The sequence below is a fragment of the Castellaniella hirudinis genome, assembly GCF_047468865.1.
Lineage (GTDB): Bacteria > Pseudomonadota > Gammaproteobacteria > Burkholderiales > Burkholderiaceae_B > Castellaniella > Castellaniella hirudinis_A.
This window is the reverse complement of the sequence record NZ_JBLGTV010000006.1, coordinates 16,492-30,843: the sequence shown is the minus strand read 5'-3', so window position 1 is coordinate 30,843 and position 14,352 is coordinate 16,492. Positions and strand designations below refer to the sequence as shown.

The 14,352-nt window shown below is 66.1% G+C and carries 13 protein-coding genes and 3 tRNA genes; 9 read left to right on the top strand and 7 right to left on the bottom strand.

Annotation, left to right across the window (positions count from 1 at the left end):
* Positions 1-36 precede the first annotated feature (36 nt).
* Together ACMHYJ_RS09260 and lnt are read left to right on the top strand one after the other, a co-directional pair.
* Positions 37-930 carry an HlyC/CorC family transporter gene (locus tag ACMHYJ_RS09260; protein ID WP_414245891.1) on the top strand — a complete coding sequence of 298 codons (894 nt, stop codon included), beginning with the start codon at positions 37-39 and terminating at the stop codon, positions 928-930.
* Complete coding sequence (gene lnt, locus ACMHYJ_RS09255; protein WP_414245890.1) at positions 927-2,510, top strand: apolipoprotein N-acyltransferase; 1,584 nt, start codon at positions 927-929, stop codon at positions 2,508-2,510. Before ACMHYJ_RS09260 ends, lnt begins: the two co-directional genes overlap by 4 nt.
* On the opposite strand, the gene ACMHYJ_RS09250 is transcribed toward lnt, so the two are convergent.
* The 4 genes from ACMHYJ_RS09250 to ACMHYJ_RS09235 all read right to left on the bottom strand — a co-directional run bounded on the left by ACMHYJ_RS09250 (position 2,414) and on the right by ACMHYJ_RS09235 (position 5,804).
* Positions 2,414-5,281: an EAL domain-containing protein gene (locus ACMHYJ_RS09250; protein WP_414245889.1), complete on the bottom strand. Its 2,868-nt coding sequence runs from the start codon at positions 5,279-5,281 to the stop codon at positions 2,414-2,416. The two genes, lnt and ACMHYJ_RS09250, sit on opposite strands and share 97 nt — an antisense overlap.
* 245 nt (positions 5,282-5,526) lie before the next feature.
* Positions 5,527-5,603, bottom strand: a tRNA-Asp gene (locus tag ACMHYJ_RS09245).
* A gap of 16 nt (positions 5,604-5,619) precedes the next feature.
* Positions 5,620-5,695 (bottom strand) — tRNA-Glu (locus ACMHYJ_RS09240).
* Between the two features lie 33 nt (positions 5,696-5,728).
* Positions 5,729-5,804 (bottom strand) — tRNA-Ala (locus ACMHYJ_RS09235).
* A 424-nt stretch (positions 5,805-6,228) separates the two neighbouring features.
* Here ACMHYJ_RS09235 and bioB point away from each other — a divergent pair.
* Together bioB and ACMHYJ_RS09225 are read left to right on the top strand one after the other, a co-directional pair.
* Positions 6,229-7,218 carry a biotin synthase BioB gene (bioB, locus tag ACMHYJ_RS09230; RefSeq protein WP_414245888.1) on the top strand — a complete coding sequence of 330 codons (990 nt, stop codon included), beginning with the start codon at positions 6,229-6,231 and terminating at the stop codon, positions 7,216-7,218.
* A gap of 14 nt (positions 7,219-7,232) precedes the next feature.
* Positions 7,233-8,111, top strand: coding sequence for an EamA/RhaT family transporter (locus tag ACMHYJ_RS09225; protein ID WP_414245887.1), 879 nt, complete (start codon positions 7,233-7,235; stop codon positions 8,109-8,111).
* Here the strand turns inward: ACMHYJ_RS09225 and ACMHYJ_RS09220 are convergent.
* On the bottom strand, positions 8,028-9,479 hold the full coding sequence (locus ACMHYJ_RS09220) for an MFS transporter (protein WP_414245886.1): 1,452 nt from the start codon (positions 9,477-9,479) through the stop codon (positions 8,028-8,030). The two genes, ACMHYJ_RS09225 and ACMHYJ_RS09220, sit on opposite strands and share 84 nt — an antisense overlap.
* 71 nt (positions 9,480-9,550) lie before the next feature.
* On the opposite strand from ACMHYJ_RS09220, the gene moaC reads away from it, so the two are divergent.
* Genes moaC through glp form a run of 5 tightly spaced genes read left to right on the top strand, consistent with a single transcriptional unit; the run spans position 9,551 to position 12,516 of the window.
* On the top strand, positions 9,551-10,054 hold the full coding sequence (gene moaC / locus ACMHYJ_RS09215) for a cyclic pyranopterin monophosphate synthase MoaC (protein WP_414245885.1): 504 nt from the start codon (positions 9,551-9,553) through the stop codon (positions 10,052-10,054).
* Positions 10,035-10,286 carry a MoaD/ThiS family protein gene (locus ACMHYJ_RS09210; protein ID WP_414245884.1) on the top strand — a complete coding sequence of 84 codons (252 nt, stop codon included), beginning with the start codon at positions 10,035-10,037 and terminating at the stop codon, positions 10,284-10,286. The genes moaC and ACMHYJ_RS09210 overlap by 20 nt, the downstream gene beginning before the upstream one ends.
* A gap of 30 nt (positions 10,287-10,316) precedes the next feature.
* Positions 10,317-10,787, top strand: a complete 471-nt coding sequence (locus ACMHYJ_RS09205) for a molybdenum cofactor biosynthesis protein MoaE (RefSeq protein WP_414245883.1) — start codon at positions 10,317-10,319, stop codon at positions 10,785-10,787.
* On the top strand, positions 10,784-11,305 hold the full coding sequence (gene moaB / locus ACMHYJ_RS09200) for a molybdenum cofactor biosynthesis protein B (RefSeq protein WP_414245882.1): 522 nt from the start codon (positions 10,784-10,786) through the stop codon (positions 11,303-11,305). The genes ACMHYJ_RS09205 and moaB overlap by 4 nt, the downstream gene beginning before the upstream one ends.
* Before the next feature lie 2 nt (positions 11,306-11,307).
* Positions 11,308-12,516 (top strand): gephyrin-like molybdotransferase Glp, encoded by a 1,209-nt coding sequence (gene glp / locus ACMHYJ_RS09195; protein WP_414246028.1) that lies wholly within the window; start codon positions 11,308-11,310, stop codon positions 12,514-12,516.
* 109 nt (positions 12,517-12,625) lie between these two features.
* Here the strand turns inward: glp and ACMHYJ_RS09190 are convergent, their stop codons facing one another.
* Both ACMHYJ_RS09190 and moaA read right to left on the bottom strand, forming a co-directional pair.
* Positions 12,626-13,231, bottom strand: coding sequence for a molybdenum cofactor guanylyltransferase (locus ACMHYJ_RS09190; RefSeq protein WP_414245881.1), 606 nt, complete (start codon positions 13,229-13,231; stop codon positions 12,626-12,628).
* The gene (gene moaA, locus ACMHYJ_RS09185; RefSeq protein WP_414245880.1) at positions 13,224-14,306 is read right to left on the bottom strand and encodes a GTP 3',8-cyclase MoaA; all 1,083 of its coding nucleotides are present in this window, start codon (positions 14,304-14,306) and stop codon (positions 13,224-13,226) included. Before moaA ends, ACMHYJ_RS09190 begins: the two co-directional genes overlap by 8 nt.
* Positions 14,307-14,352 lie beyond the last annotated feature (46 nt).

Here is a 14,352-nt window from a genome sequence, read left to right as displayed (position 1 = left end):
GTTATGCTAGAACATTCCCCACTCGTCCTTCGGACAATGCCAGACCCTCACGCTCCAGACCCCGACCCCCGACCTGCGTCGCCGACGAACTCCTTTTTTTCCCGCCTCAAGGCCTTGCTGCGGCCCGCGCCGCCCGCTGACCGCGAAGGCATCCGCGCCGTCCTGGAGGCCGCCCACGATCACTCCATCCTGGATGGCGAATCGTATGCCATGATTTCCGGGGCGCTCGAAGTCGCGGACAAAACCGTCGCCGATATCATGGTGTCCCGATCCCGCATGGATTTGCTGGACGTCAGCCAGCCGCTGGCCGACCTGATGCCCTTCATCACCGAGACCGGCCATTCCCGCTTTCCGGTCTACGAAGGCGACCGCGACAACATCATCGGCGTGCTGCTGGCCAAAGACCTGCTGCTCACCCTGTCCGACCACGCCCTGGACATCCGGGCGCTGGTGCGCCCGCCGGTCTTCATCCCCGAAACCAAGCGCCTGAACGAACTGCTGCACGAATTCCGCATGAGCCGCAACCACCTGGCCATCGTGATCGACGAGCACGGCGGCATCTGCGGCCTGGTCACCATGGAAGACGTGCTGGAACAAATCGTCGGCGACATCGAGGACGAATTCGACGACGAGGACGAAAAAACCATCTTCCGCACGGGCGACAACAGCTGGCGCGCCATGGGGATCACCGAAATCGAAGACTTCAACGCCGCCTTCGACGTATCGCTGCCCGACCAGGACTGCGACACCCTGAACGGCTGGCTGGCCGCCGAGCTCGGCCACATTCCGCGCCGAGGCGAACGCCACGAAGCCCACGGGCTGGCCTTCACCGTGGTGGGCGCCGACGGCAAGCGCGCCCGCTGGCTGCACATCCAGCGCCTGGGCCCGCCCGAAGATGCCGGCACGGCACCGACGCCCGCATCCGCATGATCGCCGTTTTGCTCGCCGGGGCCTTGCAGGCCCTTTGTTTTGCGCCCGGCCCGCTGCCGGCCTGGAGCCTGCCCTTCGTCCAGATCGCCAGCCTGTCCGTGCTGGCCGCGCACACGTTCAAGGCCCGGAACGCGCGCCAGGCGGCGGGGCGCGGCTGGCTGTTCGGCTTGGCGCAGTTCACCGTCGGCGTGTACTGGCTGACGATCAGCATGCACCAGTACGGCGGCCTGCCCCTGGCCCTGGCCATCGGGGCGCTGCTGCTGTTTGCCGCCGCCATGGCCCTGTATGCCGCCGCCGCCTGCGCCCTGTGCGCCTGGCTGTGCGCCGGCTGCGCCCAGCCCGAGCAGCGCGCGGGCCGCCAGATCCTGAACGCCCTGGCGTGGGCGGGCGCCTGGACGCTGTTTGAATGGCTGCGCGGCACGCTCTGGACGGGGTTTCCCTGGCTGAACGCGGGATACGCGCACGCCGAAGGCATGTTCGCCGCCTGGGCGCCCCTGATCGGCGTGTACGGCGTGGCCTGGCTGTCCGCCTTCGCGGCGGGATCCATCGCGCTGATGATCCGCGCCAAGGACACCGCCTATGACCGCAGCGCGGCCAGCACCATCGCCCTGACTCTGGCGACGGGACTGATAGGCATCGCCATGGCGCACATCGAATGGAGCCGCCCCCAGGGCGACCCCCTGCTGGTGCGGCTGGTGCAGCCCGCCACCCCCCAGGACAGCAAGTTCGATCCCGCCGCCCTGGCGGCCACCCAGCGGCACCTGCTGCAGTTGGCCGGGCTGGCGGCGAAATCGCCCGCGAATCCGCCCGCCCTGATCGTCCTGCCCGAGACTGTCATGCCCGCCATGCAGGATCGCCTCCCCCCGGAAATCTGGCAGCCCTGGCTGGATCTGGCCCGGCAGACCCAGGCCGGCATCTTGCTGGGCCTGCCCCTGCACACCCGGCGCGACGGACGGGACCGCTATACCAACAGCGCCACCCTCATCCTGCCCGGAGACCAGCAACCGCCCCTGGCGCCGGGCCGCTGGCACTACGACAAACACCACCTGGTGCCCTTCGGCGAATTCATCCCTCCCGGCTTCCGCTGGTTCGTCCAGGCCATGCGCATTCCGCTGGGGGATTTCGACGCCGGCGGCCTGGGCCAGGCCCCGTTTCGGCTAGGCGGCCAGCGCTTCGCCATCAATATCTGCTACGAAGACGCCTTTGGCGAGGAAATCGCCACGGCGGTCGCCCGGCCGGAAGACAGCGCGGGCATTCTGGTCAATCTCAGCAACCTGGCCTGGTTCGGCGACACCTGGGCCTTGCGCCAGCATTTGTGGATTTCGCGCCTGCGGGCGCTGGAAACCGCCCGGCCGATCATCCGCGCCACCAATACCGGCATGACGGCCGCCATCGACCCCCACGGGGAGATACGCGGCATGCTCGACCCCGGCAGGCCCGGCGTGCTGGATGTGGAGATACAGGGCACCACGGGCCTGACGCCCTACGTGCGCTGGGGCAACGGCCCGGTGCTGCTGTGGCTGGCGCTGGGGCTGTTGCTGGCATTCAGGTCGCGCAAGCGCTGCTCGAAGGCGGCCTGATCCAGCGGCTCGTCCAGCCAATAGCCCTGCCCCGCATCGCAGCCCATGGCTTGCAGACAGGCGTATTGGTCCTCGTCGGCAATGCCCTCGGCCACCACCTGCATGCCCAGCCGGTGAGCCAGCGAGATGGTCGCCTCGCAGACCATCCGGGCTGTCTCGCTGGCGCAGAGGTTTTCCGCGATTTCGGGCTCCAGCTTGATGACGTCGAAATCGACCCGCTGCGAGGCCAGCAAGGCCGACAAGCCGCCTGCAATCGCGCCGATGCTGAACCGCATGCCCGAATCATGCAAGGCGCGCAGACGCTCCAGGGTCAGCGGGGACAGATTTTGCAGCATATGGGCATTGAATTCCAGCGACAGGCTGCTGTTGGGAATGCCCAGGGAATCCAGCTGCGACAGCACCATATCCAGGGCCGACTGGGCCAGGCCGAACTGGCCCGGAGAAATATTGATCGTCAGGCGCAGCTCGGGGGCCAGGGTGTCGCGCCACACCCCAAGCTGCGTGATGGCCTGCCGGAACACCCACTCGCCCAGGGGCTTGATCAACTGGCGTTCTTCGGCGAAAGGAATGAAGTCCATGGGGGCGATCACCCCCAGGCCGGGATGCCGCCAGCGCAGCAGAACCTCGGCCTTCAGGATTTTCCCGGTGTCAAAGGAATACACAGGCTGATACAACAGGAAGAACTGCCCCGCCTTCAAGGCCCGCGGCAAAGTCACCAGCAGATCGTGCTGCATATTGGCGCGGTCGCGCATGGCTTGGTCGAAGAAATAATAGGTGTCCCGGCCCGCCGCCTTGGCCGCGTACATGGCAAGATCGACATGCCGCATGAGATCTTCGGCGGTCGCGGCATCCCGGGGATACAGCGCCCCCCCCAGGCTGGCCGAGACCCGCACCCGGTTGCCCGCCAGCTGATAGGGCTGGGTGATGGAATCCAGTATTCGCTGGCACAGCCCTTCCAGGGCGGGCGTCGCCGTTTCGCCGGTGGTGATGATGACGAATTCGTCCCCCCCGAGCCGGGCCACGAAATGCTGCTCGGCCTGGGTGGCGTCCCGCAAACGCTGGGCCACCTGGATCAGCAACTGGTCGCCGATGCCGTGGCCCAGCGTGTCGTTGACCTCTTTGAACAGATCCAGATCCAGAAACAGCAAGGCCAGCGGCGACCGGGTTTTATTGGACTCGGCCACCAAGGTGGCCAGTTTTTCATTGAAAAACTGGCGGTTGGGCAAAGCGGTCAGCGGATCATGATGGGCCTGGTTCCAGATGGCGGCCTCGACCTGTTTTTTTTGCGTGACGTCGCTCAACATCACGACCCGGCAATTGACCGAACCGTCGTGGTTCCAGGCGGTATCGAGCACCACCCGCTGGGCGTATTCCTCGCCGGACTTGCGCTGCAGCCAGTATTCGCCTTCCCAGCGGCCCTTGGTGTTGATGGCATGCCACATCGCATCGTAGAAATCGCGGTTGTGCCGCCCTGGGCGCAGCAGGTGCAGTTGCTCGCCGGCGACTTCGTCGGGCCAGTAGCCCGTCATCTGCGAATAGGCCGGATTGACGTCGATGATGACCCCCGAAGCATCCGTGATGACGATGGCTTCGCTGCTGTTTTCGTAGGCGATTGCCGCCAATTGGGCGGAGGATTCGGCCTGCTTGCTCTCGGTGATGTCCTGCACCAGGCCGATCAGGGGGGAATCCGGGCCCGCGCCGACCCGCGTGATGAAAACCTCGATGTCGAGCTGGCTGCCGTCCTTGCGCCGGCCATGGCGCTCGAAGCGCAGCGTGGTGGAGCGGCCGCCGCAGGATTTCAGGGCTTCGTCGACCAGGTAGCGTTCGCGCGGCGCGATCACGGACAGCAAGGTCTGGTGATTGCGCATTTCGTCGGGGGCATAGCCGAAGATATCCGCCATTTTCTGGCTGACGAAACTGAAGCGGCCCTGCGCCAGCAGGAAAATCCCCACGATGGCGTTGGAGGCCAAGCCCTGGAAAATAATCTCGGCGCGTTCGAGCTCGACCTGCTTGTCGCGCATCTGCGTGATCAAGTCGTGGATCTGCTGCATGCCCTGGTTATACCCCTGGGCGATCTGGACGAGCTCGGTCACCCCCGAGGGCGGCACGCGGGTGGTGTAATTGCCCTGCACAAGGGCCCGCACCGCATGGCCCAGGCCCGCCAGGGGCAGCACGATGCTGCGACGCACCAGCACGAACACCAGCAACAGCAGCAACAAAGTGGCCAACAGCAAGCCGCCCAGCCAGGCCAAAGCCCGGTTTTCCTCGGCCTGCATCAAGGGCAGCAAGACACCGGATGCCGCATCCAGCGTCGCCAGCAGCGCCGCCGCATCATCGGCGATCCACTGCCGCTGTATGCCGGAAGCCGGATCGCGGGACTCGCCCGTCCGGGTTTCGGCGTGGGCGTAAGAAGACAGCATGACCGTGCGCAGCCGCCCCTTGAGAACCGCCCAAGCCCGATTGACCTTGGGCAGCAATTGATCCGCCTGGGAAAACCGCAGGGCGGCGATTTCCCGGCCATCGACCACGCCGCCACGCGCAAGGGCCTGGAGGGCCTGATCGAAATCATGGATTTCCTGGGTGGTCTGGCTGGTGTGCAGCCAGCCTCCATCGGACATCTGCATGGCACGCACGGCCAGCCGCTGGCTGAGTACGCGCAGGTTGTCGAGGGTCTGGATTTGATCCTGCGCGGTGTCGTAGCGCGCCAGAACCGTCACCATGGCTGCCGTATTGCCCAGGACAAACACCAGCATGACGACATTGAACAACACCGACAATACCCTGAGCCCAGGAAGCCTGGCGGCGGAAGACCCTGAGCGACGGGATGAAAATGGGCGCATGCGTTTATTGAAGTGATCCGTATTGGCTGAGAACCGCGCAGCAACAGGCGCAAGCCTATGGATGCGGACATGAAGACGGCCCGCCTGCTGCCAACAGCTATCTTAGCGGATAAAAAAGCTTGCGCGCACCATTGAAAAAGCCCGACGATCACCAGGATCGTCGGGCTTTTGAATGTTGGCGGAGTGGACGGGACTCGAACCCGCGACCCCCGGCGTGACAGGCCGGTATTCTAACCAACTGAACTACCACTCCTTGTACCGCCAGAAGCTGGCGTCCCCTAGGGGATTCGAACCCCTGTACCCACCGTGAAAGGGTGGTGTCCTAGGCCTCTAGACGAAGGGGACAGTACATCGAACAGCATCATCGTTAAGGAAGTTTGGTGGAGGTAAGCGGGATCGAACCGCTGACCTCTTGCATGCCATGCAAGCGCTCTCCCAGCTGAGCTATACCCCCAAACAGGTCTCCGTTAACGAAGAAACGAGATTATGCACGTTTTTTTTAGCCTGTGCAAGCTGGCCAAGGTTTTATGCCCATGAGATAGCAACAAAGTGTAATTAAACTGTTTAAAAACCCAGTTTTGCACGGTTTTTCATGCCCGACCCAAGCCCGCGACCCTGGCGCGCGGCCACAACAACAGGAGGGCGCAGCGGCCGCCCTATCCCGAAGCCCCGTAAAAATTACAAGCATTAACAACTTCGCCCAGGCGTCGAGATGGCGCCGATTTCATATCAGGCCAGGATATTAATATGTAAATTAAATGAAATTAAAAGAATTTAGCAATGCAATGAATGGATTTCATGGAAGTTAAGCGTTTGCCATTGCAAGCATCCCAAGCCTACTATCGCCGCTGTCTTCATTCTTTCGATGGTCAAACTCCATGCCAGACTGTCTTCGTCACGAAACCCTGGACGCCGTCTGGCCCGTCCAGGCGATTCTCGATCTGTTCGCCCTGCCCTTCACGGATTTGCTGCTGCAGGCGCAAACCGTGCACCGGCAACATCACCCGGCCAATGCCGTGCAGCAATCCAGCCTGCTCTCCATCAAGACGGGGGCCTGCCCGGAAGACTGCGCCTATTGTCCGCAATCCTCGCGCTACGCCACCGCCGTCGAAGCGGCCCCGCTGATGCCGCTGCCCCAAGTGCTGGCCGCGGCCAAACAAGCCCAGGCCGCCGGCGCCCAGCGCTTTTGCATGGGGGCCGCCTGGCGCTCGCCAACGGAAAAACAACTGGACGGCGTGATCGAACACGTCCAGGCGGTCAAATCCCTGGGATTGGAAACCTGCGTCACGCTGGGGATGTTGAAACCCGGACAGGCCGAGCGCCTGAAAGCGGCCGGGCTGGACTACTACAACCACAACCTGGATACCGCGCCGGAATACTACGGTGAAATCATCCGCACCCGCACCTACGACGACCGGCTGCAGACCCTGCAGCGGGTGCGCGATGCGGGCCTGAAGGTCTGCTGCGGCGGCATCGTGGGCCTGGGCGAATCCCGGGAGATCCGCGCCGGGCTGATCGCCGCCCTGGCCAGCCTCGCCCCCTATCCCGAATCCGTCCCCATCAACCAGCTGGTCAAAGTCCCCGGCACTCCGCTAGCCGACACGCCCGATCTGGATCCGCTGGAATTCGTGCGCACCATTGCCGTGACCCGCATCGTGATGCCCAAGACCGTGGTGCGCCTGTCGGCGGGCCGGGAATCCATGCACGACAGCACCCAGGCCCTGTGTTTCATGGCGGGGGCCAATTCGATTTTCCATGGCGAAGCCCTGCTGACCACAGCCAACCCCAAGGCCGAGGCCGACGCTCGCCTGTTCCAGCGCCTGGGCCTGGTTGCCATGCCCGCGCCGGCCCGCCCCCCCCTGAACTGAAGGCAATCCCGATCATGCACACACTCATTCTCAGCATCAGCTTCAGCGTTCTGGTGTCCGTCTTCCTGAAGCTGGCCAAGCGCTGTCGGCTGCAGATCGGGCAGGCGATCCTGACCAACTACGTCATGGCCTGCATACTGTGCCTGTGGCTGCTGCGCCCCCCGCTGGACACCCTGGGCGACCAAAGCCCGGCGGCCTGGGCCATCCTGATCCTGCTGGGCCTGCTGCTGCCCTCGGTGTTCCTGATCATGGCCGCCGCTGTGCGCCAGGCCGGGATCGTGTTGAGCGACACCGCCCAGCGGCTGTCGCTCATCATCCCGATTGCGGCGGCATTCCTGGTTTTCCATGAAGCGCTGTCCGGCCAGAAGGCGATCGGCATCGCCCTGGCCCTGGGCGCCCTGGCCTGCCTGCTGCGCCGCCCCGGCGCGGCCGCCCCCGACGCTGGCCAGGACGCCGCCGCCCCCGCGGGCGGCGGGCGGATCGTCTGGCTGTCCTTGCTGGGCGTCTGGGCCGGCTACGGGGTGATCGACATCCTGTTCAAGCAAATGGCCCGCATGGGGGCCGGCTTTACCGGCACCTTGTTATTGAGTTTCGCCCTGGCCGGGGTCTTGCTGGGCCTGTGGCTGGCGCTGCGCCGCACCACCTGGGACGGGCGCAGCCTGGCCTCGGGCCTGCTGCTGGGGGCGCTGAACTTCGGCAATATCTATTTTTACATCCGCGCCCACCAAAGCTACCCAGAGAACCCCACCCTGGTCTTCGCCGCCATGAACATCGGCGTGATTTCCGTGGGCGCCCTGGTGGGGGCCGGCTTATTCAGGGAAAAGCTTAGCCGGACGAACCTGGGCGGCATCGCCCTGGCCCTTGTCGCCATCGTCCTGCTGTTCCCCCGCTGACGCGGGGGCGTGATCCAGGTTCGCGCCCGAGCCCGTTGCCGCCTCGGGATCAATGGCTGCCTCCGGGCCGGCACCCGCCGGGTCGGGCAAGGCGATGTCTTCCTCCGGGATCGGATCGTGAGAAATATCGCGCTCGATATCGACCCGGGGATCCAGCACGGCCATGACGTGCGCGTTTTGCAGGGTATCGGCCATGGGCACGAACTGCGTGGGCGCATCGGGGCTGACGTGGTCGCCCTTGACGCGCTGTTCGCGGATGACGATGACCAGCACGGCGGAACAGGCCGAGACAAAGACAAAATACATCCCGCCCCCCCAGACGCGCATGAGCAGCCCCGCCGCCAGCGGCCCCAGACAGGCCCCGACGCCGTACACCATATACAGCAAGGCGCTCAACCCCACCCGGCGTTCGGGCTCGACGTGGTCATTGGCAAACGACGTGCCCATGGGATACAGCGTGAACTGCACGACCCCGAGCACCACCGCAAAACCGACCAGGGCCAGATAGGAAAACTGCAGCCAGCCCCATAGCGGCACCCCCAGCACCACCAGGATCAGCGCCCCCAGCCGGATCAAGGTCACCCGGCTGACGCGATCGGCCAGCCAGCCGATGGGCCACTGGCAGATCAGCCCCGCCGCCAGCGAGGCCGCCAGGAACATCCCCACTTGGTGATTGTCCATGCCCTGCTGCAAGCCATACACCGGGGCCAGGCCATAGAACGCCCCATTGAGCAGGCCCGCGATGAACAGCACGGTCAGCGACAAGGGCACGCGCGCCAGGTAATAGCGCACGGCCAGGGGGGCGGGCACCTGCAGCGCCGGATGCATGCGCCGGGTCAGCGTGATGGGCAGCAGACTGAGCACGCAGCAAATGGCGGCAAACACCAGCGGCTGGTAGTCCAGGTCGGGGAACAACCCCAGCGTCAGCTGGCCGAACACCGTGCCCAGCCCCGTGGCCACCATATAGAAGGCAAACACCGTCCCGCGCGAGGCGTTTTCGGTCTGCTCGTTGAGCCAGCTTTCGATGGCCACGAACAGGCACACCATGGACAGGCCGGCAATGAAGCGCGAGGCCAGCCAGAACCAGAGATCATGCACCATGATCATGACCAGGATGCTGATCGTGGTGATGGCGCCACAGGCGGCATAGGCCCGGATGTGCCCCACCTGGATGATCAGGCGATGCCCGAAGCGCGCGCCCAGAACCAGCCCCAGGTAATAGGACGCAATCATGGCCCCCACCCAGACCTCGGAAACGGATTCCGCCGTCAGGCGCAGGCCCAGGTAGGTGTTGAACAACCCTGAACTGAGCAGCAGGATCAGGGTTGCGAGATACAGGGAAAAGAAGGCGCCGATGGTCTTGGCCATGAACAAATCCGGTGAGCGCTGCGCGGCATGGTCCGCGGCAGCCAGGGTGAATTATCCGATATGATAGAACGATGAACGAAACTAAAGTGCCTTCTGTCTCCCCCACGCTGACCCATCTGGACGAAAACGGCCAGGTGCGCATGGTGGACGTCGGCGATAAAGCCGCCACGGCGCGTTGCGCCATCGCCCAGGGCCAGGTGCATCTCAGCCCCCATGCCTGGCGTCTGCTGTCGGCCCGGGACAACGCCAAGGGCGAAGTCCTGAACACCGCCCGCGTGGCGGGCATCCTGGCGGCGAAACGCTGCGCCGAGCTGATCCCCTTGTGCCACAGCCTGCCACTCAGCTTCGTGGGGGTCGAATTCAGCGCGGACGACGCCCGGCATGTCCTGACCATCCGCAGCACCTGCCGCACCACCCACCAGACCGGCGTCGAAATGGAAGCCATGACGGCCTGCACCGTGGCCGCCCTGACCGTCTACGACATGTGCAAGGCGGCCGACAAAGGCATTGTGATCGACCAGGTGCGGCTGGTGTACAAATCGGGAGGTAAAAGCGGTGAATGGCGCCACGATTAAGGTTCTGTATTTCGCCCAGGTGGCCGAACACCTGGGCCGCCGCCAGGAAACCCTGCCGTTGGCGGCCCCCATGCCGGCCGGAGACTGGCTGGACGCCCTGGCGGATCGCTGTCCGGCGCTGGGCGGGGCGGGACGCCTGAAAATCGCCATCAACCAAGAACACGCCGGCCGCGACGCCCTGATTTCCCCGGGCGACGAGGTCGCCGTCTTCGAGCCCGTGACCGGGGGCTGATTCCCGCCCCCACGATTCCCAGGATTCACCATGGTTGTCATTCAAACCGAACGCTTCGACGCGGCCGCGCTCATCGGCCAGCTGCAGGCGCGCAGCACCGGGCAGGCGGGCGCTTTCGTGCATTTTCTGGGCACGGTGCGCGACTACGGCCCGGACGCCCAGTCCCGCAGCCTGTTCCTCGAACACTACCCCGGCATGTGCGAACGCGAAATCCAGGCGCTTTGCGACCGCGCCATGCAGCGCTGGGACATTCTGGACACGCTGGTGGTGCACCGCGTGGGCGAACTGCCCCTGGGCGACCCCATCGTCTTCGTCGGGGTGGCCAGCGCCCACCGGGGCGAGGCATTCCGCGCCTGCGAATACATCATCGACACCCTGAAAACCAAGGCGCCCTTCTGGAAACGCGAAACCCTGGCCGACGGGCGGGCCTTCTGGGTGCGGCAGCAGGAAGCCGACGCCCAAAAAACCGCCCAATGGGAAACCCCGCGAGAAACACCATGAAAGCCGACCCCACCCTGCCGCCCGTCAGCCTGCGCTGCGCAGTCCTGACGATCTCCAGCCGCCGCACGGCCGCCGAGGACACCAGCGGCGACTACCTGTGCGCCGCCCTGAAAGACGCCGGCCACGGCCTCGAAGCCCGCGACTTGTGCGTCGACAACCCTTACCAGATCCGTAAAATCCTGAGCGCCTGGATCGCCGACCCCGCCATCCAGGTGATTCTGTGCAACGGCGGCACGGGCTTCACCCACGAAAAATCCACCATCGCCGCCGTCACCCCGCTGCTGGATCAGGCCATCCCCGGGTTCGGCGAACTGTTCCGCCACCTTTCCTGGCTGGACATCGGGTCGTCAGCCCTGCAATCGGACGCGCTGGGCGGCACGGCCAACCAAACCCTGGTGTTCTGCCTGCCGGGCGCCACCGGGGCCTGCCGCCTGGCCTGGGAAAAAATCCTGCAGCCGCAGCTGGACAGCCGCCAGCCCCCCTGCAACTTCGCCACCGCATACCGGAAGCACCCCTGATGCTGTTGAATTTCGACGACGCGCAAACCCGCCTGGCCGACCGCGCACACCCGCCCCGCCACCACGAAACCCTGCCCCTGGCCGATCTGTTCGGACGCGTCCTGGCCACGGACACCTTCGCCACCCTGGATCTCCCCCCCGCCGACAACAGCGCCATGGACGGCTATGCCCTGCGGGCGGCCGACACGCTGCGCACGCCCGTCACCCTGCCTGTGCAGCAGCGCTGCTTCGCGGGCCAGGCCCCCCAGGCCCTGCTGCCCGGCCAGGCCATCCGGCTGTTCACCGGCAGCGTCCTGCCCACCGGAGCGGACACCATCGTCATGCAGGAAGACTGCCGCGAAGACGACACGGGCGTCACCTTCGATGCCCCGGCGCAGGCGGATCGCCACATCCGCCGCCGAGGCGAGGACATGCGCGCGGGGGCCCGCATCCTGGCGGCGGGCACGCTCCTGGGCGCGGGCGAAATCGCCGTACTGGCCGCCCAGGGCATCGCCCAGGCCCCCGTCTTCCCCCTGCTGAAGGTCGGCATCCTGACCACCGGCGACGAACTCATCACACCGGGCCAGCCGCTGCCGCCCGCCGCGATCTACAACTCCAACGCGCCCATGCTGGCCAGCCTGTGCCGGGGCCTGCGCACCGCCCCCGCGCAACTGCGCCATGCCCGCGACGACGAGGCCGCCATCCAGCGCGCCCTGGCCGAACTCGCCGATTGCTGCGACCTGGTTCTAAGCGTCGGCGGGGCTTCGGTGGGCGAAAAAGACTTGGTCAAACCCGCCATCGACGCGCTGGGCGGCACCCTGGATTTATGGCGCGTGCGCATGAAGCCCGGCAAACCCGTGGCCCTGGCCACCCTGCGCGAACGCCCCCTGGTCTGCCTGCCCGGCAACCCGGTCTCGGCCTTCGCCGTATTCACCTTGCTGGTCAGCCCGCTGATCCGGGGCCTGCAGGGCCGCCGCCTGATCCGGCCGCCCGTCCGGCGCGGCATCCTGGCCGCCGACCGCCCCCTGGGCGGCGACCGGGACGACTTCATCCGCATCCAGGCTCGCCAGCCCGCCTCGGGCCTGCCCACGCTCACGCCCCACACCCAGCAAAGCTCCGGGGCACTGAGCAGCCTGGCCTGGGCCGACGGCCTGGCCCGCATCCCGGCCGGAACGCCGGTGCCGCCGGGGGCCGAGGTCGACTGGTACGCCTTGAGCGACTGGCTGGCCTGACCCGCCACCAAGGCGCACAGGCCGGGGCGATGCCGGCCCCCGCCTATTCCCTGCGGACAGTCCGCGCCGCTGCCGCGCGGGCCGGCCAGCGCGGCAGCGGCATGGCAACCTACGACGACGCGCCATCGAGGCGCAGCCAGTCGTCCGGCGTATTCAGGTTCAGCAAATCACCCGCATCGGGGAAATCCACCGCCCGGGCCTGGCAACCCCGCAGCCAGGCCTGGGCCTGCCGCTGTCCCGCGCGCAGGAAAGCGTCCAGGGACGGCTGCATGTCGCGGTGCAGCATCAAGCACAAGGGGTGCGGGCCGTCCGGCGTGCGCGCATAGGCGGGCCGGGACGGCGTCGCGGCCTCGGCCAGCCGCGGCAGCAAGTGAGCCGGCCAGCGCACCACGTCCACAGGCAGCACAAACAGCCACGGGCTGCGCGCATGCTGCAAGCCGGCCAGCACCCCGGCCAGCGGCCCGCAGTCCAGGAAATCGGGCGCATCGGCCAATACATCGCCATACAAGGCATAGTCCTGGGGGTGGCGGTTGGTGCTGATCCAAATGCGCGCCACGCCCTGAGACACCAGATAATCGCAGACATGCCGCACCTGGGGACGCCCTTGCCGATACATCAGGCCCTTGTCGGCATGCGGCAGGCCATCGCGGCGCATGCGCCGCGACTGCCCCCCCGCCAGCACCAGGGCTTCGATGGCGCGCGGCGGTTCAGCCACCGATATAGCTCATCTCGATCTTGTGGTCTCGATGCGCCTGGCCGCGCAGTTCGGAATAGCGGTCGCCCCGGGCTTGCCAAATGCCCGCCAGACGGTCGCGCAAGACCTGATCGCCGGCGCCGGAACGCAATAAAGCCCGCAGATCGTGGCCTTGTTCGGCGAACAGACAGGTAAACAGCCGACCTTCGGGGGACAGGCGCAAGCGCGTACAGTCGCCGCAGAACGGCTGGGACACGCTGGTGATGAGGCCGATTTCACCCGCGCCGTCGGCGTAGGCCCAGCGGCTGGCGACCTCGCCCCGGTAGTGGGCCTGCACAGGCCGCAGCGGAAATTCGGCGCCGATCAGGCGCACGATGTCGGCCCCGGTGACGACTTCGTCCATGCGCCAGCCGTTGCTGTTGCCGACATCCATGTATTCGATGAAGCGCAGGACATGGCCGCTGTGACGGAAATACCGCGCCATGGGCAGGATCTGGGCATCGTTCATGCCCTTGCGCACCACCATGTTGACCTTGACCGGCGCCAGGCCGGCATCGGCCGCCGCCTGGATGCCCGACAGCACCGTGGCCACCGGCACCCCGCTGTCGCTCATGCGCTCGAACAGGGCATCGTCCAGGGCGTCCAGGCTGACCGTAACCCGCGTCAGCCCGGCCTGGGCCAGCGCCCGGGCCTTGCGCGCCAGCAGGGTGCCATTGGTGGTCAGCGTGATTTCCGGGGGATGGCCATCCGGCGTGCGCAAGCCGGCCAGCAGGGCGACCAGGGTTTCGATCTGCTTGCGCAACAGGGGCTCGCCGCCGGTCAGGCGGATTTTACGCACCCCCTGGGACAAGGCCACGGCCGCCACCCGGGCAATCTCCTCGAAGGTCAGCAGGGCGCTGTGCGGCAAAAAGACATGGTTCGCGCCGAAGACTTCCCGGGGCATGCAATAGGTGCAGCGGAAATTGCAGCGGTCGGTGACGGAAATGCGCAAATCGCGCAACGGCCGTCCTCGGGTATCGCGCACCGCCTCGCCGGCGGCGAGATCGGGCGCCGGGGCGGGCTGGTCTTCGGGGTGATGGTAGATAACGCGGCTCATCGGATACCCTGGCCGGCTTGCGGGCCGGCCAGGTGTCAAAAAGAAG

Excerpts from the sequence above, each read along its gene's own strand:
- ACMHYJ_RS09260 (WP_414245891.1), top strand. The coding sequence starts at position 37 with ATGCCAGACCCTCACGCTCCAGACCCCGACCCCCGACCTGCGTCGCCG.
- lnt (WP_414245890.1), top strand. The coding sequence starts at position 927 with ATGATCGCCGTTTTGCTCGCCGGGGCCTTGCAGGCCCTTTGTTTTGCG.
- bioB (WP_414245888.1), top strand. The coding sequence starts at position 6,229 with ATGCCAGACTGTCTTCGTCACGAAACCCTGGACGCCGTCTGGCCCGTC.
- ACMHYJ_RS09225 (WP_414245887.1), top strand. The coding sequence starts at position 7,233 with ATGCACACACTCATTCTCAGCATCAGCTTCAGCGTTCTGGTGTCCGTC.
- ACMHYJ_RS09220 (WP_414245886.1), bottom strand. The coding sequence starts at position 9,479 with ATGGCCAAGACCATCGGCGCCTTCTTTTCCCTGTATCTCGCAACCCTG.
- moaC (WP_414245885.1), top strand. The coding sequence starts at position 9,551 with ATGAACGAAACTAAAGTGCCTTCTGTCTCCCCCACGCTGACCCATCTG.
- ACMHYJ_RS09205 (WP_414245883.1), top strand. The coding sequence starts at position 10,317 with ATGGTTGTCATTCAAACCGAACGCTTCGACGCGGCCGCGCTCATCGGC.
- moaB (WP_414245882.1), top strand. The coding sequence starts at position 10,784 with ATGAAAGCCGACCCCACCCTGCCGCCCGTCAGCCTGCGCTGCGCAGTC.
- moaA (WP_414245880.1), bottom strand. The coding sequence starts at position 14,306 with ATGAGCCGCGTTATCTACCATCACCCCGAAGACCAGCCCGCCCCGGCG.